Origin of the sequence: Marinomonas rhizomae (genome assembly GCF_024397855.1) — a bacterium.
GTDB classification, from domain to species: domain Bacteria; phylum Pseudomonadota; class Gammaproteobacteria; order Pseudomonadales; family Marinomonadaceae; genus Marinomonas; species Marinomonas rhizomae_A.
This window is the reverse complement of record NZ_CP073343.1, coordinates 3,278,370-3,303,669: the sequence shown is the minus strand read 5'-3', so window position 1 is coordinate 3,303,669 and position 25,300 is coordinate 3,278,370. Positions and strand designations below refer to the sequence as shown.

General features: G+C 42.8%; 29 protein-coding genes. 27 read left to right on the top strand and 2 right to left on the bottom strand.

Annotation, left to right across the window (positions count from 1 at the left end; translation table 11 throughout):
• Nucleotides 1-63: 63 nt before the first annotated feature.
• The 21 genes from KDW99_RS15600 (at nt 64) to KDW99_RS15500 (ending at nt 18,637) form a co-directional block, all read left to right on the top strand.
• The gene (locus tag KDW99_RS15600) at nt 64-573 is read left to right on the top strand and encodes a flagellar basal body-associated FliL family protein (RefSeq protein ID WP_255826020.1); all 510 of its coding nucleotides are present in this window, start codon (nt 64-66) and stop codon (nt 571-573) included.
• A gap of 3 nt (nt 574-576) precedes the next feature.
• On the top strand, nt 577-1,551 hold the full coding sequence (fliM, locus tag KDW99_RS15595) for a flagellar motor switch protein FliM (RefSeq protein ID WP_255826018.1): 975 nt from the start codon (nt 577-579) through the stop codon (nt 1,549-1,551).
• Between the two features lies 1 nt (nt 1,552).
• Complete coding sequence (gene fliN / locus KDW99_RS15590; RefSeq protein ID WP_255826016.1) at nt 1,553-2,014, top strand: flagellar motor switch protein FliN; 462 nt, start codon at nt 1,553-1,555, stop codon at nt 2,012-2,014.
• Nucleotides 2,015-2,020: 6 nt separating this feature from the next.
• Nucleotides 2,021-2,443, top strand: coding sequence for a flagellar biosynthetic protein FliO (gene fliO, locus KDW99_RS15585; RefSeq protein WP_255826014.1), 423 nt, complete (start codon nt 2,021-2,023; stop codon nt 2,441-2,443).
• On the top strand, nt 2,440-3,177 hold the full coding sequence (gene fliP / locus KDW99_RS15580; protein ID WP_255826012.1) for a flagellar type III secretion system pore protein FliP: 738 nt from the start codon (nt 2,440-2,442) through the stop codon (nt 3,175-3,177). The genes fliO and fliP overlap by 4 nt, the downstream gene beginning before the upstream one ends.
• Nucleotides 3,178-3,179: 2 nt before the next feature.
• Nucleotides 3,180-3,449, top strand: a complete 270-nt coding sequence (fliQ, locus tag KDW99_RS15575; RefSeq protein ID WP_255826010.1) for a flagellar biosynthesis protein FliQ — start codon at nt 3,180-3,182, stop codon at nt 3,447-3,449.
• A complete protein-coding gene (gene fliR, locus KDW99_RS15570; RefSeq protein ID WP_255826008.1) occupies nt 3,449-4,231 on the top strand; it encodes a flagellar biosynthetic protein FliR in 783 nt (260 codons plus the stop codon). The genes fliQ and fliR overlap by 1 nt, the downstream gene beginning before the upstream one ends.
• A complete protein-coding gene (gene flhB, locus KDW99_RS15565; RefSeq protein ID WP_255826006.1) occupies nt 4,224-5,360 on the top strand; it encodes a flagellar biosynthesis protein FlhB in 1,137 nt (378 codons plus the stop codon). The genes fliR and flhB overlap by 8 nt, the downstream gene beginning before the upstream one ends.
• A 37-nt stretch (nt 5,361-5,397) precedes the next feature.
• Nucleotides 5,398-7,515 (top strand): flagellar biosynthesis protein FlhA, encoded by a 2,118-nt coding sequence (gene flhA, locus KDW99_RS15560; protein WP_304941364.1) that lies wholly within the window; start codon nt 5,398-5,400, stop codon nt 7,513-7,515.
• Between the two features lie 101 nt (nt 7,516-7,616).
• Entirely contained in the window at nt 7,617-8,909 is a 1,293-nt protein-coding gene (gene flhF / locus KDW99_RS15555; RefSeq protein WP_255826005.1) for a flagellar biosynthesis protein FlhF, read from the top strand.
• 96 nt (nt 8,910-9,005) lie between these two features.
• Nucleotides 9,006-9,743, top strand: a complete 738-nt coding sequence (locus KDW99_RS15550) for an RNA polymerase sigma factor FliA (protein ID WP_255826003.1) — start codon at nt 9,006-9,008, stop codon at nt 9,741-9,743.
• Nucleotides 9,744-9,797: 54 nt separating this feature from the next.
• Complete coding sequence (locus tag KDW99_RS15545; protein ID WP_013795356.1) at nt 9,798-10,178, top strand: chemotaxis response regulator CheY; 381 nt, start codon at nt 9,798-9,800, stop codon at nt 10,176-10,178.
• Between the two features lie 9 nt (nt 10,179-10,187).
• Nucleotides 10,188-10,976, top strand: coding sequence for a protein phosphatase CheZ (locus KDW99_RS15540; RefSeq protein WP_255826000.1), 789 nt, complete (start codon nt 10,188-10,190; stop codon nt 10,974-10,976).
• Nucleotides 10,977-10,988: 12 nt separating this feature from the next.
• Entirely contained in the window at nt 10,989-13,241 is a 2,253-nt protein-coding gene (locus KDW99_RS15535) for a chemotaxis protein CheA (RefSeq protein WP_255825998.1), read from the top strand.
• 26 nt (nt 13,242-13,267) lie between these two features.
• On the top strand, nt 13,268-14,332 hold the full coding sequence (locus KDW99_RS15530; RefSeq protein ID WP_255825996.1) for a protein-glutamate methylesterase/protein-glutamine glutaminase: 1,065 nt from the start codon (nt 13,268-13,270) through the stop codon (nt 14,330-14,332).
• Nucleotides 14,332-15,069 (top strand): flagellar motor protein, encoded by a 738-nt coding sequence (locus tag KDW99_RS15525; RefSeq protein ID WP_255825994.1) that lies wholly within the window; start codon nt 14,332-14,334, stop codon nt 15,067-15,069. The genes KDW99_RS15530 and KDW99_RS15525 overlap by 1 nt, the downstream gene beginning before the upstream one ends.
• Nucleotides 15,062-15,880: an OmpA family protein gene (locus tag KDW99_RS15520; protein ID WP_255825992.1), complete on the top strand. Its 819-nt coding sequence runs from the start codon at nt 15,062-15,064 to the stop codon at nt 15,878-15,880. The genes KDW99_RS15525 and KDW99_RS15520 overlap by 8 nt, the downstream gene beginning before the upstream one ends.
• Before the next feature lie 69 nt (nt 15,881-15,949).
• Nucleotides 15,950-16,723 (top strand): ParA family protein, encoded by a 774-nt coding sequence (locus KDW99_RS15515; protein ID WP_255825991.1) that lies wholly within the window; start codon nt 15,950-15,952, stop codon nt 16,721-16,723.
• A 9-nt stretch (nt 16,724-16,732) separates the two neighbouring features.
• Nucleotides 16,733-17,698, top strand: coding sequence for a chemotaxis protein CheW (locus KDW99_RS15510; RefSeq protein WP_255825989.1), 966 nt, complete (start codon nt 16,733-16,735; stop codon nt 17,696-17,698).
• Nucleotides 17,699-17,729: 31 nt separating this feature from the next.
• On the top strand, nt 17,730-18,218 hold the full coding sequence (locus KDW99_RS15505; RefSeq protein ID WP_255825987.1) for a chemotaxis protein CheW: 489 nt from the start codon (nt 17,730-17,732) through the stop codon (nt 18,216-18,218).
• A gap of 14 nt (nt 18,219-18,232) precedes the next feature.
• Complete coding sequence (locus KDW99_RS15500; RefSeq protein ID WP_255825985.1) at nt 18,233-18,637, top strand: DUF2802 domain-containing protein; 405 nt, start codon at nt 18,233-18,235, stop codon at nt 18,635-18,637.
• On the opposite strand, the gene KDW99_RS15495 is transcribed toward KDW99_RS15500, so the two are convergent.
• Complete coding sequence (locus KDW99_RS15495) at nt 18,628-18,876, bottom strand: EscU/YscU/HrcU family type III secretion system export apparatus switch protein (protein WP_255825983.1); 249 nt, start codon at nt 18,874-18,876, stop codon at nt 18,628-18,630. The two genes, KDW99_RS15500 and KDW99_RS15495, sit on opposite strands and share 10 nt — an antisense overlap.
• A complete protein-coding gene (fliK, locus tag KDW99_RS15490; protein ID WP_255825981.1) occupies nt 18,876-20,528 on the bottom strand; it encodes a flagellar hook-length control protein FliK in 1,653 nt (550 codons plus the stop codon). The genes KDW99_RS15495 and fliK overlap by 1 nt, the downstream gene beginning before the upstream one ends.
• Nucleotides 20,529-20,688: 160 nt before the next feature.
• Here fliK and ccmA point away from each other — a divergent pair, with 160 nt between their 5' ends.
• The 6 genes from ccmA to KDW99_RS15460 are packed head-to-tail and all read left to right on the top strand — an operon-like array spanning nt 20,689 to nt 25,300.
• A complete protein-coding gene (ccmA, locus tag KDW99_RS15485; protein ID WP_255825979.1) occupies nt 20,689-21,303 on the top strand; it encodes a cytochrome c biogenesis heme-transporting ATPase CcmA in 615 nt (204 codons plus the stop codon).
• Entirely contained in the window at nt 21,300-21,962 is a 663-nt protein-coding gene (gene ccmB, locus KDW99_RS15480) for a heme exporter protein CcmB (RefSeq protein ID WP_255825977.1), read from the top strand. The genes ccmA and ccmB overlap by 4 nt, the downstream gene beginning before the upstream one ends.
• Nucleotides 21,962-22,708 (top strand): heme ABC transporter permease, encoded by a 747-nt coding sequence (locus KDW99_RS15475; protein ID WP_255825975.1) that lies wholly within the window; start codon nt 21,962-21,964, stop codon nt 22,706-22,708. Before ccmB ends, KDW99_RS15475 begins: the two co-directional genes overlap by 1 nt.
• Entirely contained in the window at nt 22,698-22,874 is a 177-nt protein-coding gene (gene ccmD, locus KDW99_RS15470) for a heme exporter protein CcmD (RefSeq protein WP_255825973.1), read from the top strand. Before KDW99_RS15475 ends, ccmD begins: the two co-directional genes overlap by 11 nt.
• Nucleotides 22,874-23,341 carry a cytochrome c maturation protein CcmE gene (ccmE, locus tag KDW99_RS15465; RefSeq protein ID WP_255825971.1) on the top strand — a complete coding sequence of 156 codons (468 nt, stop codon included), beginning with the start codon at nt 22,874-22,876 and terminating at the stop codon, nt 23,339-23,341. The genes ccmD and ccmE overlap by 1 nt, the downstream gene beginning before the upstream one ends.
• 12 nt (nt 23,342-23,353) lie before the next feature.
• Nucleotides 23,354-25,300, top strand: a complete 1,947-nt coding sequence (locus KDW99_RS15460) for a heme lyase CcmF/NrfE family subunit (protein WP_255825969.1) — start codon at nt 23,354-23,356, stop codon at nt 25,298-25,300.

The following is a 25,300-nucleotide window of genomic DNA, read 5'->3' as shown; positions in this document are numbered from 1 at the left end:
TAATGCATAAGAGCGTTATTATCGCTCTGTATAAAGAATTTGATACACCTAAGGTTTGTGAATATGGCTGAAGAAGACGGTTTGGATATCGGTGCAGAAGAGGGAAAATCTGGTGGTAAGAAAAAGCTTATTATCATTGTTCTTCTTGTCTTGGTTTTGGTTGGCGGCGGTGCCGCGGCTTACTTCCTATTTTTTAGTGGGTCTGATGATGCTGGTGATTCAGCAGAGTCCGCAGAAGCGGCGCTAGCTAATGAGCCCTCCACGTATTTAGCCTTAGATCCTGCGTTTATTATCGATTTTATGGTTGATGGTCGTCAGCGTTACGTACAGTTAAATATGTCTGTTAAGTCAAAAAATACAGCTCAAATAGATGCTGTGACGCTTCATATGCCGCTTATACGTAACAGTCTAGTTTTGCTTTTTTCTAGCCAATCATTTGCAGAATTGCAATCCGCGGACGGGAAAGCGGCTTTGAAGCAGGCGTCTCTTGATGCAATCAATGGCATTCTTGAGCAGGAAACTGGTCAAGGGGGAATTGATGCCGTGTTATTTACTAACTTTGTGATGCAATAAATTATGTCAGCTCAAGATCTGTTATCGCAGGATGAAATCGATGCGCTTTTACATGGTGCCGATGAAAAGCCCGCGGATGAAGACAATCGAGATGCCAATGGTGTGGCATCTTATGACATTACCAGCCAAGAACGTATTGTGCGTGGGCGTATGCCCACCTTGGAAATGATAAACGAACGTTTTGCTCGTTATACGCGTATCAGTTTGTTTAATATGCTTCGTCGTACCGCAGATGTGTCATCTGGTGGTCTACAGGTGATGAAGTTTGGTGAATATGTCCATACGCTTTATGTACCCACTAGTTTGAACTTGGTGAAATTCAGGCCATTAAGAAGTACCGCACTTTTTATTCTTGATGCTAAATTGGTTTTTAAGTTAGTAGACAACTTCTTTGGTGGTGACGGGCGTCATGCGAAAATCGAAGGTCGTGAATTTACGCCAACTGAAATTCGTATTGTACAGTTGATGCTTGAGCAAGTTTTTAAAGATTTAACGGAAGCTTGGGCGCCTGTATTAAAGTTAGAATTGGAATATATTAGTTCAGAAGTAAACCCTGCAATGGCTAATATTGTTAGTCCAAGTGAGGTTGTCGTCGTTTCTACTTTTCATATTGAATTGGACGGTGGTGGCGGTGAGCTGCATATTACTTTACCTTACTCTATGATTGAGCCTGTTCGCGAGCTACTTGATGCGGGGGTTCAAAGTGATGTTGATGAAAAAGATGATCGCTGGGGTAAGTCATTAGAACAAGATGTCAAAGACATTAGTGTGAATTTGTCGGTGAATGTGGCGAATAGAAAAATTTCTTTGGGCGAGGTATTAAAGTTCAAAGCGGGTGATATTATACCGATAGAGATGCCGGAGTTTGTCACGGTTCGAGCGAATGGCATACCAACGTTTAAAGGTAAATTGGGCGTCAGTGACGAGCGCTATTCAGTACAAATGGAAGAAAGTTTTAAGGCGAAGGTGACTAAGTAACATGGCAGAAGAACAAAATCCAGACGCAGCAGGCATGGACGAAGATTTGGCCGATGAATGGGCTGCAGCAATGTCTGAAGCGGGTGAAACAGATGGCGACGAAGAAATAGAAGATGAATGGGCTGCTGCAATGTCTGAGCAGAAAGTTGAGCCTGTTAAGTTAGAGAACCTGACTAATCCTTCTGTGCCTAGCGGTGGTGTCGGTTCTGATCTCGATTTAATCATGGATATCCCGGTTGTTCTTTCTATGGAGTTAGGGAATACCGAGATAGCAATCCGAAACCTAATGCAGTTAACACAAGGGTCTGTTGTTGAGCTTGATCGTTTCGCTGGCGAGCCTCTTGATGTGCTTGTAAACGGCACATTGATTGCGCATGGTGAAGTGGTTGTAGTGAATGATAAGTACGGTATTCGTTTAACGGATGTTGTAAGTCCTAGTGAGCGTATTAGACGACTGAAGTAGTGCCCATTGAATTTTTCTTTTAATCGTTATGTCTTTATGGCCATGCTTTGTATGGCCGTTCCTTATTTGCAGGCCGCTGGTGTGCAAGATGTTTCTGTTACTTCCTCTATTTGGAAAGTGGTGGTTTCGTTAATTTTCGTTATTGCTTTTATACCTGCTTGCCTTTGGTTAATGAAACGCTTTCAGTTTGCTCAAATGAAACTGGGTCAGTCGGATATTAAGATTGTAAATGTCCAATCTTTAGGCACAAAAGAAAAATTGATGCTTGTTGAGGTTGAAGGGGAGCGCCTATTAATTGGTGTGACTGCTCATTCTATTAGTCATTTGAGAAGCTTTCCGTCAAAGGGGAAATCGTTTGCTTCTATGATGGACGAAGTGGATAGAGAAAGCTCTAATGACAATAAGAACAACAATGAGGGTGCCCAATGATTCGTTTTGGCCTGATTCTGTTGTTATTGTTACCCACTTTGTCGTGGGCTGAGGTCGGATTACCTGCAGTAAAAGTTGTAACAAATGCCGATGGTAGTCAAGACTACAGTGTTTCGTTACAAATCCTATTTATCATGACGGCTTTGACACTTCTGCCTGCGGCCTTAATGATGATGACGGCTTTTACTCGAATTATTATAGTGTTGTCTATTTTGCGTCAGGCCATTGGTTTGCAACAAACACCGTCTAATCAAATTATGATTGGTATGGCTTTGTTTTTAACCTTATTCATCATGACGCCAACGTTAGATAGAGTGAATGAGGTTGCATTGCAGCCATACTTAAAAGAAGAAATGACATCTGTGCAGGCTGTTGAAGCGGCCTCTGTGCCTATACGGGACTTTATGTTGGCTCAAACCCGAGAAGATGATATTGCTCTTTTTGTTAAGTTAGCAGGTAGGGAGGGGACTATTCAGTCAATGGATACTTTGCCGTTTACTATCCTGATGCCTGCTTTTGTGACAAGCGAGCTTAAAACAGCTTTTCAAATTGGTTTTATGATTTTTATTCCGTTTCTGATCGTCGACATGGTGGTGGCCAGTGTTTTAATGGCAATGGGTATGATGATGTTGTCGCCAGTTATTATCTCGCTACCTTTTAAAATCATGCTTTTTGTTATGGTTGATGGTTGGTCTATGATTATGGGTACGTTGGCTGCGAGTTTCGGGATTTAACTATGAATCCTCAAGTAGTGTTAGATTTATACGGACAAGGTTTTTATCTCATTGTTTTGATTGTTGGGGTGGTGATGGTACCCAGCCTGATTGTGGGGCTTATTGTGAGTGTGTTTCAGGCTGCAACACAGATAAACGAGCAAACTTTGTCTTTTTTGCCTAGATTGATCGTAACAATTTTAGTCATTATGCAATTGGGGCCGTGGATATTGATGAAGTTGACGGATTTCACGACCAATTTGTTCATTAATATTCCTATGATAATAGGCTGATGTTAGAGCTTCATCCTGATCAGCTGCTGGGCTTGACGATTAGTTTTCTTTTGCCTTTTTTTCGGATTGGGGCTTTTTTTATGGCACTGCCTTTATTTGGTAGTCGCTTAGTTAGTCCTCGAGTACGTATTGCTTTTTCCTTTCTTGTTGCCGTCATTGTTACTCCTGTAATTGATGTGCCAAATTATGATCCTATCTCTCCAGCTTACATTGTGTTGATTGCTGAGCAATTGGTCATTGGTTTTGTGCTTGGTTTTGTGGTTACTATCTTGTTTCAGTTGTTTTCACTTGCGGGGCAGTTGGCCGCGATGAAGGCTGGCTTGGGTTTTGCGATGTCTAATGACCCTGCCAATGGTATTTCTGTTGCGACGCTTGGTCAGTATTATTTATCCATGGTGTCGCTGGCTTTTTTGGGAACGAATGGCCACTTGGTGATGATAGAGTACCTAGTTGAAAGTTTTACCTATTGGCCAATTGGGGGAGGATTTGATAGTCAGCGTTATTGGCAGCTAGTATTACTTGGTGGTTGGATGTTTGAAAAGGCACTACTGATTGTAATGCCTTTGGCTGTTGCTGTATTGGTGATTAACTTGTCTTTCGGTGTCGTGGCCAAAGCATCTCCGCAATTGAATGTTTTTGCGTTAGGGTTCCCAATCATAATGTTATTTTCTTTGTTCTTTTTCTGGATTATGTTAGATGACTTCTTGAATATCTACTTGTTGTTTTTCGGAGAGATGATTGACTGGATGCAGACAACATGGGGGATTCGTTTAAATGGCTGAGAATGAAGACGGTAGCGAAAAGACGGAAAGTGCCAGTAGTAAGAAGCTTCAGGATGCTCGGAATAAAGGTAATCTCCCCCGTTCTAAAGATCTAAGTTCTGCTCTTTTGTTGATTGTTGCTGCTGCAACTATATACGGGACAGGCACTTTACTTGTGCGTGACTTAGCCGTTTTATTTGACTTTAACTTTCTTGTTGATAGATCGGATGTATTTGATTTAAATCGCATGGTTTTTCATCTCTATGAGTCCGTCGTTGCTATGATGGATTCTATGGTCTTGTTGATGTCTGTTTTGGCCGCTGCTGGCATTATCGGTAGTATTGCTCTCGGTGGTTTGAATTTCGCTTGGGAGCCTTTGACGCCAAAGCTCAGTAAAATGAGCCCAATAGCAGGTCTTAAACGAATGTTTTCCGTTCAGTCTTTGGTGGAGCTTTTAAAGTCTATTGCTAAAGTGACGTTGGTTGGTGTTATTTCTGTGTTGGTGGTGAATTATTTTTTGCCTGAAACGCTTGGATTAACTTTCCAGTCTATAGAGCTGGCTATTGCTCATGGTATTGATATTGTTATTTGGTCTTTCGTCTTTGTGACGCTTGCTTTGGCGTTGATTGCGGCAATTGATGTGCCTTTTCAGGTATGGTCACACAAAGAAAAGTTAAAAATGACTAAGCAAGAAGTGAAGGATGAATATAAGCAGCAAGAAGGTGATCCTCTAGTTCGAGGTCGAATTCGTCAGTTGCAGCGGCAAGCTGCGATGAATCGCATGATGTCTGATGTGCCAAATGCGGATGTTATTATTACTAACCCAACACATTTTTCCGTAGCTCTAAAATACGATCAAACTGGCGGTGTTGCGCCTGTGATGCTCGCCAAAGGTGGCGATTTTATTGCATTGAAAATTCGTGAAGTCGGCAATCACTATGATATCCCTGTGATACAATCGCCCGCATTAGCAAGGGCAATATATCACCATACTGAGATCGGTGATGAGATACCAGAGGGTTTGTTTAAAGTGGTGGCACAACTGTTGGCTTATGTGTATCAATTGCGCAATGCTCGCATGGGGGCGCCACACCCAGAAGCGATGCCAAACTTAGATGTGCCTGATGAATTTCAGTGGGACGGTAGTTAATCATGTTTTATAGCTTTTCTTCCAATAAGGATGTCGTGTGAATTTTGACCGCGGCCGACTTACTGGGCAGGTTCAAGGGATTTTAAGTGGGAATTTAGGTATTCCTATTTTGTTGTTGTCGCTGTTAGCGATGATGATTTTACCTATTCCTGCTTTTTTATTGGATGTCCTTTTTACTTTTAATATTGCCTTAGCCATTGTTGTGCTTTTGGTCGCTATCTATTCCATGCGGCCTTTAGATTTTGCTGTGTTCCCTACTGTTCTTCTAGTATCTACATTAATGCGATTGGCGCTTAACGTAGCGTCAACTCGCGTGGTGTTATTGAATGGTCATGAGGGTGGTGATGCGGCCGGTAAGGTTATTCAAGCTTTCGGTGAAGTGGTTATTGGTGGTAACTACGTTGTTGGTTTTGTTGTCTTTGCCATTCTGATGATTATTAACTTTGCCGTTGTTACCAAAGGTGCTGGCCGTATTTCGGAAGTAAGTGCGCGCTTTACCTTGGATGCAATGCCCGGTAAGCAGATGGCAATTGACGCCGACCTAAATGCCGGCATGATCGACGCAGATCAGGCTAAGCAGCGTCGTACTGAGATTGCTTCCGAAGCTGAGTTTTATGGCTCTATGGATGGTGCCTCGAAGTTTGTGAAAGGGGATGCTATTGCTGGTCTGCTTATTCTGGGTATTAATATCATTGGTGGTTTGTCCATTGGTATGGCGCAGCATGACCTTTCTTTTACAGAGGCTATCGAACGTTATTCATTGTTGACGATTGGTGATGGCTTGGTTGCTCAGCTTCCTTCTTTGATGCTTTCTACTGCAGCTGCAATCATGGTTACTCGGGTTAACGAGACGGGTGATATGGGCGGACAGATTGTTCGCCAAATGTTTGGTTCCTCAAAAGCGCTGTATGTAGCTGCTGGTGTGATGACGATTATGGGGATCGTTCCAGGTATGCCGCATTTTTCATTCTTGTCCTTGGCTGCATGTTTGGGTGGTCTTGCCTATTTTCTTGAGTATCGTAAGAAGCAGAAACCTAAGCAAGGGCCGAAAAGTGCTGGTAAAACGTCAGCAGACAATCCAGTTCCAGCTGAAGTGAAAGACCTGAGTTGGGATGATGTGGCTCCTGTTGATATGCTTGGGTTGGAAGTGGGTTATCGTTTGATACCTTTGGTTGATAAAACTCAGGGTGGTGAGTTGCTTGCAAGAATTAAAGGTGTGCGTCGTAAGTTATCTCAAGACTTAGGTTTTTTGGTGCCGAGTGTGCATATTCGGGATAACTTAGATTTGATGCCGAATGCCTACAGAGTTACCTTGATGGGTGTGAGTTTGGCAGAAGCTGAAGTTCATCCGGATAAAGATTTAGCAATCGATCCAGGTCAGGTATTTGGTTCGATTGATGGTATTGCAGGTAAAGATCCATCATTTGGTTTAGATGCCGTTTGGATTGATCCTAAGAAAAGAGATCAGGCACAGACTTATGGCTACACAGTGGTCGATGTGAGTACGGTTGTTGCGACTCATATTAATCAGATTATGCACAAACATGCCTATGAATTGATTGGTCATGATGAGGTTCAGCAGCTGTTGAGTCTTCTGAAGCAGTACAATCCCAAATTGGCAGAAGAGTTGGTGCCAAATACGGTGCCTTTGAGTGTTCTGTTAAAAGTACTGCAGAATCTATTGATAGAGGGAGTGCCGTTAAGGGATATGCGAACGATTGCTGAATCAATTATGGGGGTTCAACCAAAGACTCAAGATCCTATGATATTGACTGCAGCAGTGAGAACATCATTATCACGTTTGATTATTCAAACCTTGGCTGATGGGGTTGAGGAAATTCCTGTGTTAACGTTAGAGCCTCAATTAGAGAAAATGCTGATGCAGACGGTTCAGCAAAGCCAGCAGTCTGGGATTAAAAATGAAGAGGCATTAATTTTAGAACCGCAAATGGCAGAGCAGTTACAGTCATCTTTGCGTCAGTCTGCCGAGCAGCAAGAGGCAATGGGAAACACTCCTATATTAATTGTGTCTGCTCCTATACGTCCTATGTTGGCGCGTTTTATGCGCTATGGTATGGTGAATATGTCAGTACTTTCTTATCAAGAAGTGCCGGATCATAAACGTATTACTGTGGTAGGTGTTATAGGTCAATAATATCTACCTATTAACGTGATGGATTGTATCTATATTTATTGTAATCTTTCGGGTAAGCTATGGATTTGTAAGAAAAATAAACTGGAAGGATTAAGTTATTCATGCAAATTAGGCGGTTTCGAGCACCTGACATGCGGCAAGCGATACGGAAGGTTCGTGATGCTGTAGGCCCCGATGCGGTCATTTTGTCAAATCAGCGTCTGCCTACCGGTGAGATAGAAATAGTTGCCGCTCTAGATTACGATGGATCTTTGCCTTCTAGTATGACTTCAAAGCGCTCGCCTGCGCCTCGTTCAGAGCAATATGCAGACCCAAGTGCAGATTATTTAGAGCGTATTGAAAGAGCAAAGCAACAGACTACTGCCCCGCAAAATACTTCATCTTCAAATACATATTCAGAAAAACAACCTGCAACTCAGTTCGAAATGCCTCCTTTGTCGAAGGATAAAGAGGATCCAGCTGTCGAAGAAGCATTGTCAATTCATAATAGTGAAAGTGCTAAGCAACTACGAGAGATGGAACTTGAACTTAAAAATGTTCGAACTATGCTAGAACAGCGTCAGCAAACTGACGGCAAAGCTGATGCAAAAGAAAATGCAGTAGAGTTACGTGCTAGGGAGAAGTTAAAAGGTTTAGGTTTGTCTGAATTTGTCGTGTCTAGATTGATTGATGATATTGATTTAAAAGGGCGAGAAGATGACTGGAATCGTTTGCTTGCCCATTTAGCTGACTATATTCCTGTTCGTTCTAGTTCTTCAGAATTAAAAGGCTGTATTGCGTTTATGGGACCTACTGGCGTTGGTAAAACAACAACGATCGGTAAAATTGCCGCCCAACACGTTTTAAAACATGGTTCTGAAGGTGTTGTCTTAATTACTACTGATACTTACCGTATTGCTGCCCATGAGCAGCTGCGGACTTTTGGGCGTATATTAAATGTCCCAGTTGAAGTAGTGAATGAATACTCTGACTTAAACGAAGTTTTGGCAAAATATGCTAATTATTCTTTGGTGCTTGTTGATACAGCAGGTATGAATCCAAGGGATTCGAATCTTGAACGACAGCTTCTAATGATGAAGCGTGCGCGAGCAAGTCTTAAAAAATTATTAGTATTACCTTGCACAAGTCAAAGGCAAGTATTAAAAACAGTTGTCGATGTTTATTCTCAAGTTCAATTAGATGGTTGTGTTTTAAGTAAGCTTGATGAATCAGCTTCACTTGGTGAAGCTATTAGTGTAGTTATTGAAGAAGGTTTACCTGTTGTATATATCGCAGATGGCCAAAGAATTCCAGATGACATAGAGCCAGCTCGTGCACATAATTTGATTAGTAGGGCTGTGTATACCGCAGAACATTACAGTCAGCTTTATGGGTCACTAAAGTATGGTAGTTAGTAAAATTTTGTTATTACTGAAAGCGTTGCGCGAAACTATGTAGTACAGTTAGTTAGCGCAACTCACTTAAATGGTAAAGGTTGCTTAGACTATTTTATGCAAAGCAAGAATGGATATAACACATACTCTAAAAAAGCAACGCTTTCGATTGATGCGATTGTTGAGCAATATGGGTATTTGGTAAAAAAAATTGCTTACCATCTATTGGCGCGTTTGCCCGATAGTGTGGATGTTGATGATTTGATTCAAGCTGGCATGATGGGGCTTATTGAGGCCTATAAGCGCTTTGAGTCGACCAAGGGTGCTAGTTTTGAAACTTACGCCGGTATTCGTATTCGCGGCTCCATCATGGATGAGGTGCGAAAAACAGATTGGGCCCCTCGCTCGGTTCGTCGCAATGGTCGAGCAGTTGCTAATGCAATAAAAGAGTTAGAAGCTAAGTTGGGCCGTGAAGTGTCCGATATGGAAATAGCGGCTCATATGAATATAAGTATGGATGAATATCACGACATGATTCATTCATCTATGTCTACTCAGTTGTTTAGTTATGAAGAAATGCTAGACTCTGATACAAATAATTTAGATAGTGTCGAATCTGAGGTAGAAAATTCACCTTATTCTTTAGTAGAAGATGGCGGTTTTCAAAATCAATTGGCGAAAGAAATTGATGAATTACCGGAAAGAGAAAAATTGGTTTTGTCTCTTTATTATAATGAAGAGCTTAACCTGAAAGAAATTGGTGCTGTGTTAGGCGTTAGTGAATCTAGAGTCAGTCAAATTCATAGTCAAGCGGCTATGCGATTGCGAGCTCGATTAAGTGATTGGCGAGATTAATTATGAGTTATGGAATAATACCTTTGGGGTGTGGAGGTTGCATTGGATAAAAACATGAAGATCCTGATTGTTGATGATTTCTCGACAATGAGACGTATCATTAAAAACTTATTACGGGATTTAGGGTTTACCAATACAGTTGAAGCGGATGACGGAACAACTGCATTGCCTATACTTCAAGCTGGAACAATTGATTTTCTTGTGACCGATTGGAATATGCCTGGAATGACAGGGATTGAATTGCTTCGTGCTGTTCGTGCTGATGAAAAATTGAAAAGCATTCCTGTTCTCATGGTAACGGCTGAAGCTAAGCGTGACCAGATTATTTCTGCGGCTCAGGCTGGGGTGAACGGTTATGTTGTTAAGCCTTTTACTGCAGTGGCTCTCAAGGAAAAAATTGAGAAAATATTCGAACGAATAGACGCTGCAAAATAGGGAGCTTAGATGTCGAATGTATTGGGATCTGGACTAGTGGATTTTGAAAACCTAGTAAAAGATGGTGCTGTGGATCTTTTAAATCACATTGAAGTCGGTGATTTCAGTGGTGCTATTAAAGTAATCCAAGAGTTAAGCGAAGCTCGTCATAAAAGCTTTTATAACGAAGTGGGATTTTTAACTCGAAGTCTGCATGATGCTATTCGTGATTTTCAAGTCGATTCAATGGACTTAGTTGTTGGTGAGGGTGGAAAAGATTCTGCTACTAAAATTACTGACGCCTCTGACCGACTGAATTATGTTATAGAAACAACTAGTGCGGCGGCCAATAAAACTATGGACATGGTGGACAGTAGTGTTCCTGTGGCCAGTGAGTTACAAAGTCAAGCAAGGGAGTTGCGAAAAGACTGGAGTCGACTAATTCAGCGAGACTTAACACCTCAAGAATTCCGAGACTTATATAAGCGTATTGATGTATTCCTATCTTATGCTGATGACAGTGCCACTACCTTGCATTCAAACCTCAACACAATTCTTCTAGAGCAAGGTTATCAAGACCTAACGGGTCAAGTGATCGCTAGAGTGAATGATTTAATTCGAGATGTAGAAGAAAAACTTGTGCATCTCGTTGCTGTTGCTGGACGCGTTGATAGTATCTCGGGGATTGAACACCAAGAGAAAGAGTCTGAACACGATGACACTCGTGGTCATGGCCCAGCTATTAATAAACAAAACAACCCTGAAGTACTGAGTAGTCAAGACGAAGTAGACGACTTGCTATCAAGTCTTGGTTTCTAGAAGGAGCTGAGGATGAGTTTCGAGGTCGATGAAGAAATTTTACAAGATTTTTTGGTAGAAGCTGGCGAAATCCTAGAGCAGCTTTCCGAACAACTAGTAGATTTAGAGCAAAATCCTGACGATAAGCAACTGCTTAACGCGATTTTTCGTGGTTTTCACACGGTAAAAGGTGGTGCTGGATTTTTACAATTAAATGCCTTGGTTGGTTGTTGTCATTATGCTGAGAACGTTTTTGATATTTTAAGGAACGGTCAGCGTAAAATAGATTCTGATTTGATGGACATTGTTTTGCAGGCACTTGATGCTGTAAACGAAATGTTCGAGGTTGTTCGTGCTGGTGGTGAGCCTGAGCCGGCTTCACCAGAGCTGATCGCTGCGCTTGCAGTATATGCAAAACCGCCAACCGCAGAAGAGCTTGCTAGTGCAGATGATGAAACGTTAGATGAAGTTGAAGAGATTGCCGAAGAGCAAGCTGACTCTGATGTTGAAGAAACTGAAGAAGTTGTTTCTGCTGCGGTTGAATCTGTTGATATTTCTGATGATGAGTTCGAATCTTTATTAGATGCCTTGGGCGATACTTCGAATGAAAATGACGAAGTAGAAAGTGGTTTAGCAGAAGAAAGTAGTGCAACGCCAAGAACTGACGACGAAATCACTGAAGATGAGTTTGATGCATTATTGAACCAACTTCATGGCAGCGGTGCGCCTGGAATTAATGACGAGCCAGCTGATAACGCTAGTTCAAATGATACATCTTCTGATGAAATTACCGAAGATGAATTTGAGGAACTTCTTGATAAGCTTCATGGAGAAACGCCTCCAGCAAATAAGAAAGAAGACACACCTAAAGACGATGCTAAAAAGGCAGAGCCTAGTGCCGGTGCAGAGTCGGACTTAATTACTGAAGACGAATTTGAATCTCTATTAGATAGCTTGCAAAGTAAAGGCGGTTCAGATAAGTCAGAAGCTCCTGCAGCTAAGAAGCCTGAACCTAAGGTTGCTCAAGCCAAGCCAAAAGCTGACCCGAAACCAGCTCCAAAGCCTACACCTAAAGCACCAGAGCCTGAACTCAAAGAAAAAGTTAATACTCCTGTTACCCAAGAAGCAACAGTGCGAGTAGATACAAAACGCTTGGATGACATAATGAACATGGTTGGTGAGCTTGTATTAGTTCGAAACCGTCTTGTTCGTTTGGGACTCCAAAGTGATGATGAATCTATGGGGAAAGCGGTTTCAAACTTGGATGTTGTTACGGGTGATCTACAAAACGCCGTAATGAAAACTCGAATGCAGCCAATCAAAAAAGTATTCGGCAAGTTCCCTCGAGTGGTTCGAGATTTGGCCCGCAACCTGAAAAAAGAAGTAAATTTAGAGCTTCGTGGTGAAGAGACAGATCTGGATAAAAACCTCGTTGAAGCACTCGCCGATCCGCTTGTCCACTTGGTTCGAAATTCGGTTGACCATGGTGTTGAGGCACCTGATGTTCGTGAAGCGAAAGGCAAGCCAAGAGTTGGCCATGTTATTTTGTCTGCAGAACAAGAAGGCGATCATATTTTACTCTCCATCGATGATGATGGTGCAGGTATGGACCCTGATGTGTTGCGTAAAAAAGCCGTTGAAAAAGGCTTGATGGATGCGGATGCAGCAGAGCGTTTATCTGATGAAGAAGCATTCAATTTGATTTTTGCACCAGGATTTTCAACAAAAGTTGAGATTACTGATGTGTCTGGTCGTGGCGTTGGGATGGATGTTGTTAAAACAAAGATCTCACAGTTAAATGGTACCTTACAGATTAAATCTGTCCTTGGACAAGGGTCTAGATTTATCATCAAAGTGCCATTAACGCTTGCTATTATGCCGACTCTGATGGTGACGCTATCAGATCAAGCGTTTGCGTTTCCATTGGTCAGTGTTAACGAAATATTCCATCTAAATTTGAAAAAAACCAATGTGGTAGATGGTCAGCAAGTGGTTGTTATTAGAGGTAAAACTTTACCAATTTTCCACCTAAAAAGCTGGCTAATCAAAGGGAATAGTCGAGATGACTTACCTGCAGAAGCACATGTGGTTGTTGTTCAGGTTGGTATGAGTGAAGTGGGTTTTGTTGTAGATCAGCTTGTTGGTCAAGAAGAAGTGGTTATAAAACCATTAGGTAAAATGTTGCAAGGTACCGCTGGTATGGCAGGTGCAACAATTACAGGTGATGGTCGTATTGCATTGATTCTGGATGTGCCTAGTATGCTTAAGTGTTACGCATCTAGGTAATATTTTTTTCATTTAGGGGATGTGATATGCCTGTTAAGGTGCTGGTTGTTGATGATTCTGGTTTCTTTCGTCGCCGTTTGGTCGAAATTTTTGAAGCCGATCCTCGACTAACCGTTGTAGGTACTGCAAATAACGGACGTGAGGCAATAGATAAGGTTCAATCCTTATCTCCTGATGTTGTTACTATGGATTACGAGATGCCTGTTTTAGATGGTATCGCCGCTGTAGTTAACATTATGAAGCTTAAGCCAACACCTGTACTGATGTTTTCCTCATTAACTCATGAGGGTGCAAAGGTTACTCTAGATGCCCTAGAGGCTGGTGCTGTTGACTTCATGCCTAAGAATTTTGAGGATATCTCTCGAGATTCAGCTGTAGTGAAACGTGCATTGGTAGATCGAGTATTAGCGGTTGCAAGAACTCGCTTAGCAGGTGATAGAAAACCTGTTGCAGCACTTGCTCCACGTGAGGCACCTAAGCCGATTGTGACTGAACGTGGCGTTATTATTCCACGTATGAGAAAGCGAGTGAGCCTTGTCGCTATAGGTACATCTACGGGTGGTCCTATGGCTTTGCAGGCAGTGTTAAGTAAACTGCCTAAGGATTTCTCCGCTCCTATCGTATTGGTTCAACATATGCCAGCGGCCTTTACTGGGGCTTTTGCTGACCGATTGAATAATATCTGTCAGATTACGGTGAAAGAAGCCAAAGATGGTGATCGTTTGCAGGCTGGTGTGGCGTTATTGGCGCCAGGTGGAAAGCAAATGATGATTGACCCTCGAAATGGTGGTTGCGTTCGTATTCTTGATGGTGATGAACGACTTAACTACAAACCTTCAGTTGATGTTACTTTCGGCTCAGCATCGAAATGCTATCCAGGAAAAGTATTGTCTGTTGTTATGACTGGGATGGGCGTTGATGGTCGTGAAGGTGCTCGTATGCTGAAAAGTTCGGGCTCAAGAGTTTGGATTCAAAGTGAAGAGTCTTGCGTGATCTACGGTATGCCAATGGCTGTTGAAAAAGCAAACTTAGCGGATGATATTATTGATTTAGACCATATCGGTGAGCGTATTGCACGTGAGGTTGGCTAGTGGATTTTGTTACCTTAGCAGGACTATTAATTGCATTCAGTTCAGTATTTCTAGCTAACTGGTTAGGGGGAGGAGAGATCGTACTCCTTCTAAACCTTCCATCCGCTATCATCGTTATTGTTGGTAGTATTGGCGCAACACTTATTCAAAGTAGCATTCAAGAAGCAGCTCGTGCTCTTGTGTTGATTAAGTGGAGTCTTTTCCCGCCTGTTTATGATTTCAATTCTGCTCGTGTATTAATAAACAATCTTGCCCATAAAGCGAGACGACTTTCTCTGCTTGCTTTGGAATCTGATATTGAGGCGTTGGGTAACCGTTTTACTAGTCGAGCTATGCAAATGGCTATCGATGGGACTGATCCTGATTTATTAGCTGATAGACTTCATGATGACGCCGTTCGTATTTATGACAAACGGATGAAGAGCGTGTCATTTATAGAGTCGATAGGCGGGTATGCACCTACTTTAGGTATCATGGGGTCTGTACTGGGCTTGATTCAAGCTATGGCTAATTTGGACAGCCCAGAAGCATTGGGTCATGGTATTGCCGTTGCTTTCGTTTCCACTCTATACGGCCAAGGCTTTGCGAATCTGGTTATATTTCCTATCGTTAAAAAATTAATGGGCTATGTTGATAAAGAGCTTCTTTATCATCAGCTACTAATTGATGGTATCTGTGGCATTGCTACAGGCAAGCATCCATATCGATTAGAGTTAGAGCTAAATACCTATGAGTGATACTCCTCCTCGGGTTTCAAAGCGCCGTCGGATGGCGACTAAGTCGCCAAGGACGAACATGCAGGGGCGAGACCGTTGGATCCTTTCTTATGCAGACTTTATCACTCTGCTTTTTGCTTTTTTTGTGGCGTTGTACTCTCTCTCATTAAAAAATTCCGGTGATGAACAGCGTTTGAAAGAGACGTTGCATGGCGTTTTTGATGCTGTTCAGAAGTCTATTAAGCCTATCAACATAGGAGAACCTATTGTTGGTGAGCCAAAAGATGTCGAAGTGGTTGAGGCAAAACCAATTCCAGCTGCACCTCCGACTATAGAAGAGAGTAATTCGTCTGCTGTGTATGCATTGCTAAGTCAAGTTGTGGAAAACCAATTCTCTGGGTTGCATGCATCAGGTCAGATATCCGTTACTGAATCGGCGGATTGGGTAAGCTTGGAGCTGAAGTCTGGTCTATTGTTTGGACAAGGAGAATACGACTTAACGAATGAGGCGGTCGCTTTGTTGATTTTAGTTGCCAACATATTAAAAGCGTATCCTTCAGTTATATTGGTTGAGGGTAATACAGATGATTTGCCTGTTAACTCAAGACGTCTAATTTCGAATTGGCATTTGTCTAGTTTACGTTCTTCTTCTGTTGTGGATGAATTGGTTTACAGAGGGGTCGATCCAAAGATGATCGCACCAATCGGCTTTTCCAGTGAACATCCTAAGGTAAGAAACACCAATGATTATGCTCGTCAGCAAAATCGTCGTGTAATATTGCGTATTAGTAAGCGTAAGGCCGATAATCTCTATGATTACTTGTTTCAATAGCGTGTTACTGTATATGATTGCAAGCAATTCGTAAGCAAAATAACAGCATAGGGTATCAGGGGAGTCAGAGTGCACATTTGGGCAGTGGCGAATCAGAAAGGCGGCGTTGGTAAAACGACCACAGTAGTTTCATTAGCAGGGTTGTTAGCTGATGCTGGCCATCGGGTATTAATGATTGATCTTGATCCTCATGGGTCACTGACCAGTTACTTCCGCTTTGATCCAGACTCCATAGAAAAAAGCGCGTACAGTCTATTTCAAGCTACTGGAAAAATCCCAGAGGATTTACCGGCTTCGCTAATTCTAGAAACAGGCCATCCTAATTTATCTTTAATGCCTGCGTCGACAGCGTTAGCTACTTTGGAGCGTCACGCTCAAGCGCAAGGTGGTATGGGATTAGTTATTTCTAAAACGTTAGCGATTTTATGGGATGACTATGACTATGTGTTGATTGATAGCCCTCCAGTATTGGGAGTTTTGATGATCAATGCTTTGGCGGCTTGCCAGCAGTTGGTTATACCTGTGCAGACTGAGTTTTTAGCGATAAAAGGGTTGGAAAGAATGGTCCGTACATTGACCATGATTAACAGAGCAAGAAAGCGACCAGTACCGTTTTTAATAGTGCCAACTCTTTTTGATCGCCGTACTCAGGCTTCTAATAAAAGCTTACGTAGTTTAAAAGATACTTATGAAGAGTTGGTGTGGCATTCAGTAATTCCTGTTGATACAAAGTTAAGAGACGCTAGTACAGCAGGTATTGCTCCTTCAGCGTTAGATCCGAATGCTCGAGGAATTAAGGCTTATGCAAGTCTGATGGATTCTTTGCTGAACCCAGCGGGATAGTAACAGTTTATGAAAGATACAAAGAGTAAAGAGCAGACGTTAATAGGACCGCAGATAGCCGTTCAACGTTACCTTGATGACCTATTACAAGAAGCGACTTCTGAGCCGTCTGTAAGCGAGGTTGATGAAGCTGAATCTATGGCCGATGGGGAGCCAGACTTTAGTGAACCTGAGGCCGCCGATTTAGGCGATGGACTTACTGAAGAAGAGCTTTCGTCATTAGATGCTTCATTTCACGATTTTGAAGAAGCGATTTCTGCTCAAGTTGATGGCTTGCCAGCAGATTCTGAAGAGCACAATATTATTCAGCCAGAGCCAGAGCCAGAGCCAGAGCCAGAGCCAGAGCCAGAGCCAGAGCCAGAGCCAGAGCCAGAGCCAGAGCCAGAGCCAGAGCCAGAGCCAGAGCCAGAGCCAGAGCCAGAGCCAGAGCCAGAGCCAGAGCCAGAGCCAGAGCCAGAGCCAGAGCCAGAGCCAGAGCCAGTTAAAAAAGTCTCAAAAACAGATCCTTTGCCATGGGCTGTAGGGAGATTCGAATGTTTGCTGTTTTATGTTGGTGGCTTGAAACTCGCTGTTCCCTTAGTTGAACTGGGGGGGATTTTTCAGAGTGGCGAAGATAAATTGACCTCTATCTTTGGTCAGCCTGATTGGTTTATGGGCGTTGCGAATGTAGGTGAATTTAATCTTCGTACAGTGGATACTGCTCGTTGGGTTATGCCTAATCATTACGAAGGTGAAATGAAAGATAATTTTAAATTCGTAATACAACTTGATCGAACCGATTGGGGTGTTGCTTGTGAGCGAGTTGCTGAAGCAATTACCTTAGAGCCATCACAAGTTAAATGGCGTAGTGATAGAAGTAAGCGGCCTTGGCTAGCCGGTACTGTAATTGATCATATGTGTGCCATACTAGATGTACAGGGCTTTGTAGAATTGTTGGATGATCCACAAAATGGATTTAAACGCTCGATTAAATAATAGAATCATTTAGTGATTTTAGGAGAAGAATATGGGTAGTAGTGTTGCGTTGAAAAGTGCCGGCCTGTCAGATGATCCCATGTTGCAATGGGTTACATTTCGCTTAGAGAATGAGATCTATGGTGTGAATGTTATGCAGGTAAAAGAAGTCCTGCGTTATTCTGAAATCGCGCCAGTTCCTGGAGCACCTAGCTATGTTCTGGGTATTATTCACTTACGTGGTACAGTGGTTACCGTTATTGATACATGTCAGCGATTTGGTTTGCCTTCAGGTGAGCTTACGGATTCTACGCGTATCATGATTTTAGAAGTGGAAGGTCATGTTATTGGCATTCTTGTAGATGCGGTATCTGAAGTGGTCTACCTTCGTCAGTCTGAGATTGAGCCGTCGCCAAATGTTGGTAATGATGAATCATCCAAGTTTATCCAAGGCGTTTGTCACAAAAATGATATTTTATTGATTCTTGTAGATCTTGATAAATTATTATCAGAAGATGAATGGTCTGAAGTAAGTAATTAAGGCAGTTGTACTAAATGGAATCTCAATGGTTATTTAACCTTCTCTTGATGCTTCAATTTGTGATCCTGATTGCTGTTGCTGTTTGGGCTTTTCGATTGTCAAAACGCCTGAAGCAAATGAAGCAATATTATACAGAAGCAGAATTGAATCAAAAAAAGCAGGTGCAAGTTCTTGCCTCAGGGTCAATTGGTATGGGGCGCCGCTTGGTGGCCATTGAGAAAAAATTGAATCTAGCAGTGGAAAAGCAATCTGAGATTTTATCGAAAGAGGGTGGAGTCTCATACAATCGTGCTATGGAGCTTTTAGAAATGGGCGCAACCATTGATGATTTAGTTTCCAAATGCGGACTTATACGAGCTGAGGCCGAATTGATTAGCTTATTAAAGCAAGAGTCACGCAGAAACTCCGATTACCATTGATGGTCTTTGATCTTATGTGCAAAGGCGATAACTTCTGCAACAGCTAGGTACAAGGATTCAGGTATTTCTTCTCCCAACTCCAAAGTGCTGAGCATTTCCACGAGCTCAGGGCTTTGGTGAAGTAGAACATCGTTTTCTTTGGCGACCGCCAAGATTTTTTCTGCAAGTAAACCACTGCCTTTGGCAACTACTGTTGGTGCTGCGCTAAAGTCATATTTTAAAGCGACTGCTTTTTGCATTAGGTCCTCACATCTATCAAGGATTGAGTTTTGACTACATTGTGTTTTTCATTATCTAGTTTGGCTTGAAACGCGTCTAATCTTTCGACTTCAATGTCTTTTTCCTTTAACTGTTGTTTCAAAGCAGACAAATTTTTCTGTAATTTCTGTACGGTATCGGAATCTTCTGCGGCAAAGAGAATGCCCACTTTATTTGCTTGAATACTGGCTCTGGCATCAAACCTTCCCGTTTCTTCAAAATCAAATTTTAACTTCACTAACCAGCGTCTATCTTGTTTATCACGCTCTTCTGTACTTGCGTCTTTATTTATTTCTATTTGTACATAGCTTGGAGCCTGACCGTTTTTTATCGGTAACTCTATATGCAATGGATAGGTTGGAGTGTTGATCTGGTTTGGGTCTGAAAAATGTCGTAACTGAGTTGTTGTAATGCGTTCAATGGCATTGGCAATGTGCTCTGTTGGAACACCTGTTAGACGTATAGGTCCAGCGCTTTCTTGAACCTCTTTTAAGCGCGTAAGATTGAGCTTTAAATCGGCAGGTAGTTGAGTCTTACTGTCATTGGCCAATAGGGATTCAGAAAATAGCCCACTGGTTTGAATGGCCTGTTTCATCGCTTCTGGCGAGGTTGTTAATGTTCCTAACGTTGGCATATTTTGCATCAGCTGCTTAAGTGCTTGCTGGGTTTGTGGTGGTAGGTTTGTAGATGTCGTCTCGTTCAGGTTATGTAATTGTTTGACGAGCTGGGACATATCCCCTAGTGACAACTGCTTCGGTAAGCTTTGTTTAAGGGCCTCTAATTGCACCGACGGGACTGTAGTATTGGCTTTTGCTGGCAGTACTTGCATATTGTTATTGGCGTCTACAATGACGCGAATGACGTCCCCTTTTTTTAATGGTGTCTGGCTAACAATAGGAAACTCCGTCTTACCATCAGAAACCGTTGCTCGTAGGGAGGGGGAGGCGTTGGTTGATGTTGCCGTTTGAATGCTGGTGTTTATTTGCGGTGTTGACGTTGGTGTAGATGAATTCGTTGTCGGGAGCTGAATGTTTGCCGCTGTAGTGTGAGGGCTTGTTGTCTGGGCACCTGTCACCTGAGTCGCTGTCGTTTGAGTACTGGTTGCCTGAGAAGGTCCTGCTTTAGTGTTAGAACTCTGGGGCGCAGCAACCGTTACTGGTGGTGTGTTTGTTTTTGCAGTCAGCTGTTCATTGACCGTAGGCACTACTGAGGTGACGGTTAGGTTAACGACGCGAGACGCCATTATTAGGTTGTCTGCCTGCCTAACTTGAGGGGGAGTTTGATTGGCCGTTAATTTGCTCGATGAATTATCTGCCGGAAGATTTAGTGAGACTTGCAACGCATTGGTTTTATTCAATTTAGCATGCTGAATGTTGCTAATATCGATAGTTGGACCAGTATTAACAAGGGTAAATGGCTGGTGTGCGCTGGTTGCATGCAATAGCTGGGCTGGTTTTCCCTGGAAATTAAGGGATTCGCTTCCTTGAAACTTAATCAGGCTGAGGTTTTCAATAAGCTTCATCTCATTACCTAATCTTGCGATTGTTCCCACATTGCTCAATGCCTTGTTGTTACTTGCATCGCTCTGCCTGCCAGATGATGCATTAAGCATAGATTGGATGTCAGAGATCATGAAACCTGCCTGTTGATTAGATTGTCGATTGTTTTGTGCTTTTGGGAACGCTTCTCATATAATGTCTGCGCTCTATCGTAAGGTTAAGCTGTATTGTTAAAACAGTGTAGCCAAACAATGTTAACCTTGACTTTTGTATCGGCCGAATTGGATAAATCTTTTGCAATCTTCTGCTTCTTTAACAATATCAGACCTTTGGATCGAGCGCGGAGAGAGAGACCTGTGTAAAGGGTTATCTTTTAACGTTCAGTCTGGTGAAATTGTGCGTATTTTGGGAGAGAACGGGGCTGGTAAGAGCTCGCTGTTAAAAGTTATCGCAGGTGTACTGTCGCCTTTAGAAGGGCGAATAGTGTATTCAGGTAAGGATGTCACCTTAGATAGAAATCCGTTACAGCAAGATGCAATCTATATTGGTCATTCTGTTGGAGTGAAAAGCCTTCTCACAGTTGTGGAGAATCTGCGTTGGTCTTGTCCGAACGTTGCTTTAAATCTCTTGCATGAGGTATTGGAGCAGCTGGAGCTTACTGATTACATGGACGTGCAGGTGAAGAAATTATCTGCCGGCCAAGCTCGCCGAGTTGCATTGGCGCGCTTATGGCTGAGTACAAAAACACTTTGGCTATTGGACGAACCCTTTTCCTCTTTAGATGTCAGAGGAGTGGCTTTGTTAGAGGATCGTATTCAACAGCATGTGTTGTCAGGTGGTTTGGTGGTATTAAGCACGCATAAGGAATTGTTGTCCCTTTCTTCTCGTAACGTGGTGCTACTGCCATGACGTACTCTTCTTTTTTAGTGTCTGAATTTTTGGTGTTGTGGCGTCGTAAACAAGACGTTGTTAATGCGCTGCTATTTTTCGTTATTGTGGTTGCCTTGTTTCCTATAGGTATTAATTCTTCTGCTGAATTTTTGGCTCCAGCAGCGGCAGGGATTGTCTGGTGTGCTCTGGTATTGGCTATTTTGATGGCGATAGAAGGCATGTTTAAAGAGGACTTTCGAGATGGTTCTTTGGAGCAATGGGTTGTCAGTGGACTTTCTTTGCCTGTGTTGATTTTGTTAAAAGTCATCGTGCAATGGTTGGCTGTTGTCTTGCCTTTGCTTGTTATGATGCCGCTGTTTAGTGAAATGTTATATCTACCAAGTTCTGGTTTTTGGGTGCTGATTATGACATTGCTATTGGGCTCGCCGAGCCTGTTCTTTATTGGCGTGATAGGTGCGGCTCTAACGGTGTCAATAAGGCAAGGCGCAATTTTGGTAATGTTATTGATACTACCGTTTTATTTGCCGGTGATTATTTTTGCGACCTCAGCGGTTCAAGCCGTACAAGCCGGTTTGCCTTACTCTGGATTGTTGGCCATGTTGTTGGCCATGTCTTTATTATCTTTAGTGGTATCGCCTTTTATGACGGCGATTGCAGTCAAAGCGAGTGTAAATTGATGAACTGGTCGTGGTTTCATAAATTAGGTTCGCCAAAATGGTTTTTCTCTTGGTCTAAATCTTGGGCTTTGCCTTTATTTTGTTTTGGTTGTCTGTGTCTTGTCGTTGGATTGGTATGGGGTCTGGCTTTTGCTCCTGCTGACTACCAACAAGGTAACAGTTTTCGAATTATTTATATTCATGTGCCTGTGGCAATGTTGGCACAATCTTGTTACTTGGCCTTGGGTGTGGCTGGTTTTGTGTTTCTTGTCTGGCAGATGAAGATGGCCCCTATTTTTATCAAGGCAATGGCACCAATTGGCGCTGTTATGGCTCTGATAGCCTTGGTTTCTGGTGCCATTTGGGGGAAGCCTACTTGGGGGACTTGGTGGGTTTGGGATGCAAGACTGACGTCTGTACTGGTGTTGTTTTTTCTCTATATGGGCATTATCGCTTTGCAAAATTCTTTAGATGATTTGGTGTTGGCAAACAAGGCGGCAGCCGTGATCAGTGTCGTCGGGTTAATTAATTTGCCCATTATAAAATACTCGGTGGTGTTGCTAGAAACTTTACACCAAGGGCCAACGTTTACACTCACTAAGAAACCTGAGATGCCTCCCGAGATGTGGTTACCATTGCTTATTGCTGTTGTTGGTATGTATTTTTTTGTGGCTGGTTTGGTTATGTGGCGAATGCAGTCTGAGATATTAATTCGCGAACATAGATCGAACTGGGTGAAGCAAGAGGTAATGGAAAATGGCTTTTGACAGTGTGTCAGCGTTTTTGTCGATGGGAACACACGGTGTCTATGTTTGGTCGGCTTATGGCTTTAGCGCTTTGGCGTTAGCTTGGTTAGTTTGGAATACCTTATCGGCCCGTCGAAAAACACGAGATACGTTACATAAACGCTTTTTGAGGAATCAAACCCGCTAATGCATCCAGTAAGAAAAAAACGGCTGATAGTGATAACAGCTATTGTGTTGATATTGAGCGCCGCGGTTGGCTTGGTCATGTATGCCTTGCAGCAAAATATTAATCTATTTTTCTCTCCATCCCAAATTGCTATGGGTGAAGCCCCAAGAAATGCCAATATTCGTGCGGGCGGCATGGTAGTAAAAGACAGTGTAAAGCGTAACCCTGACACCTTAGCGGTTGCATTTGATGTGACCGATTTCCAGCACAAAGTCACCATAGAGTATCGGGGAATTCTGCCTGACTTGTTTCGAGAAGGTCAGGGTATTGTGGCTCAGGGCAAGCTCAATAATGATGGAGTGTTTGAAGCCACTGAAGTCTTGGCTAAACATGATGAAAAATACATGCCGCCAGAAATTACAGAAGCATTGAAAAGTGCTCAAAGTTCGACTGACGAGAGCGCAGCATCTGCGCAATATACTTATTAATGTAGGCTGTTTATGTTTCCTGAAATTGGTCAATTCTCGCTAATATTATCGTTATTTTTTGCCTTGTCGCTGGCCTCTGTGCCTTTGATTGGATATTGGAAAGGCAATCGGCTTTTGCTGGAAACTGCGCGTCCACTGACTTTTATCATGTCGACCTTAGTATTGGTAAGTTTTGTCACCTTGAGTTGGTCATTTTTAACGGACGACTTTTCGGTGTTGTATGTGGCTCAAAACTCAAATAGTCAGTTGCCTGTTTGGTATAAATTTAGTGCCTTGTGGGGCGGACACGAAGGATCATTATTGCTTTGGGTGCTGATTTTGTCTGGCTGGTGTTCAGCCGTGGCGTTAAAGATAAGAACTCTTCCAGACGATATCGGACCTATTGTTTTAGCTGTGCTAGGTATGGTTAGTGTCGGTTTTTTATCTTTCTTGATTTTTACCTCTTCGCCTTTTGCTCGTTTATTACCCGATGTGCCACCAGATGGTGGCGATTTAAATCCTCTGCTGCAGGATTTTGGTTTGATTGTTCATCCGCCTGTTTTGTATATGGGCTATGTGGGCTTCTCTGTCGCGTTTGCTTTTGCTGTAGCGGCTTTGATTACCGGTAATTTGAATGCGTCTTGGGCGCGATGGGCTAGGCCTTGGACGGCCGCATCGTGGGCGTTTCTGACATTGGGTATAACTCTGGGGAGCTGGTGGGCGTATTACGAATTAGGTTGGGGAGGCTGGTGGTTTTGGGACCCTGTTGAAAATGCTTCCTTTATGCCCTGGTTAGCAGGAACTGCGCTGCTGCACTCCCTTGCTGTGACTGAAAAGCGTGGTGTCTTTAAAAGCTGGACGGTCTTATTAGCAATTTTTACATTTAGTCTCTCTCTGCTTGGCGCATTTTTGGTGCGCTCTGGGGTATTAACATCGGTGCATTCTTTTGCGGCCGACCCAACTCGCGGTATTTTTATTCTCGCTTTACTCTTGGTGCTTGTTGGTGGCAGTTTGTTGTTATATGCGATCCGAGCGGCAGAGGTGCGTTCATCTGTGTCTTTTGGTGCCACGGGGCGAGAAGCATGGTTGCTGCTCAATAACATCTTACTAACGGTTCTGACGCTTACTGTTTTGTTAGGTACCTTGTATCCGTTGATATTTGATGCATTAGACCTAGGGAAAATTTCTGTTGGTGCGCCGTATTTTAATAGCGTTTTTACACCAATTGCGCTGTTGCTGATGGTCTTTATGGCGATTGGTCCACTGTCTAAATGGCACTATACGAAATTTAGTGTGTTCTTTAAGGTATGTGCTGTCGCAGCAGGCGTCGCTATTTCGCTGGCCAGTTTAGTTGTGTATCGCTATGAGTTTGGCTTTATCACTTGGTTGAGTTTAGTGGTGGCTTTCTGGGTGGTGTGCTTAGCTTTCTCTGATTGGTTTGGAAAAGTGTCTGCCGGTACAAAAGGTATTATTCCTCGTGCTCTACAACTGCCCAGAAATTACTACGGCATGTTGTTGGCTCATCTTGGCATGGTGGTGACACTGATAGGAGTTGTATTGGTTAGCGTAAATAGTGATGAATCTATGTTGCGATTATCGCCAGGGGATAAAGCAACGATCGCAGGCTATGAATTTCAATTTGATCAAATGGAGCAAGTGCAAGGGCCAAATTACGAGGCAAGCAAAGGGCAATTTACGGCTTATAAAGCGGGTGAAGCGGGTGAAGCTGTTGCTGTTCTTCATCCAGAAAAACGCTTCTTTTCCACTCGTCAGCAAGTCATGACGGAAGCGGCACTGGATGCTGGGTTTACTCGTGATCTGTATGTTTCCTTGGGCGAAAGGCTAGATGATTCTGCTTGGGGCGTACGAATTTACGTGAAATCTTTTGTGCGTTGGATTTGGCTGGGTGGTTTGATGATGATGGCGGGTGGTTTGTTAGCCGCATTAGATAAACGTTATCGAAAACGAGCAGGAGTGTAG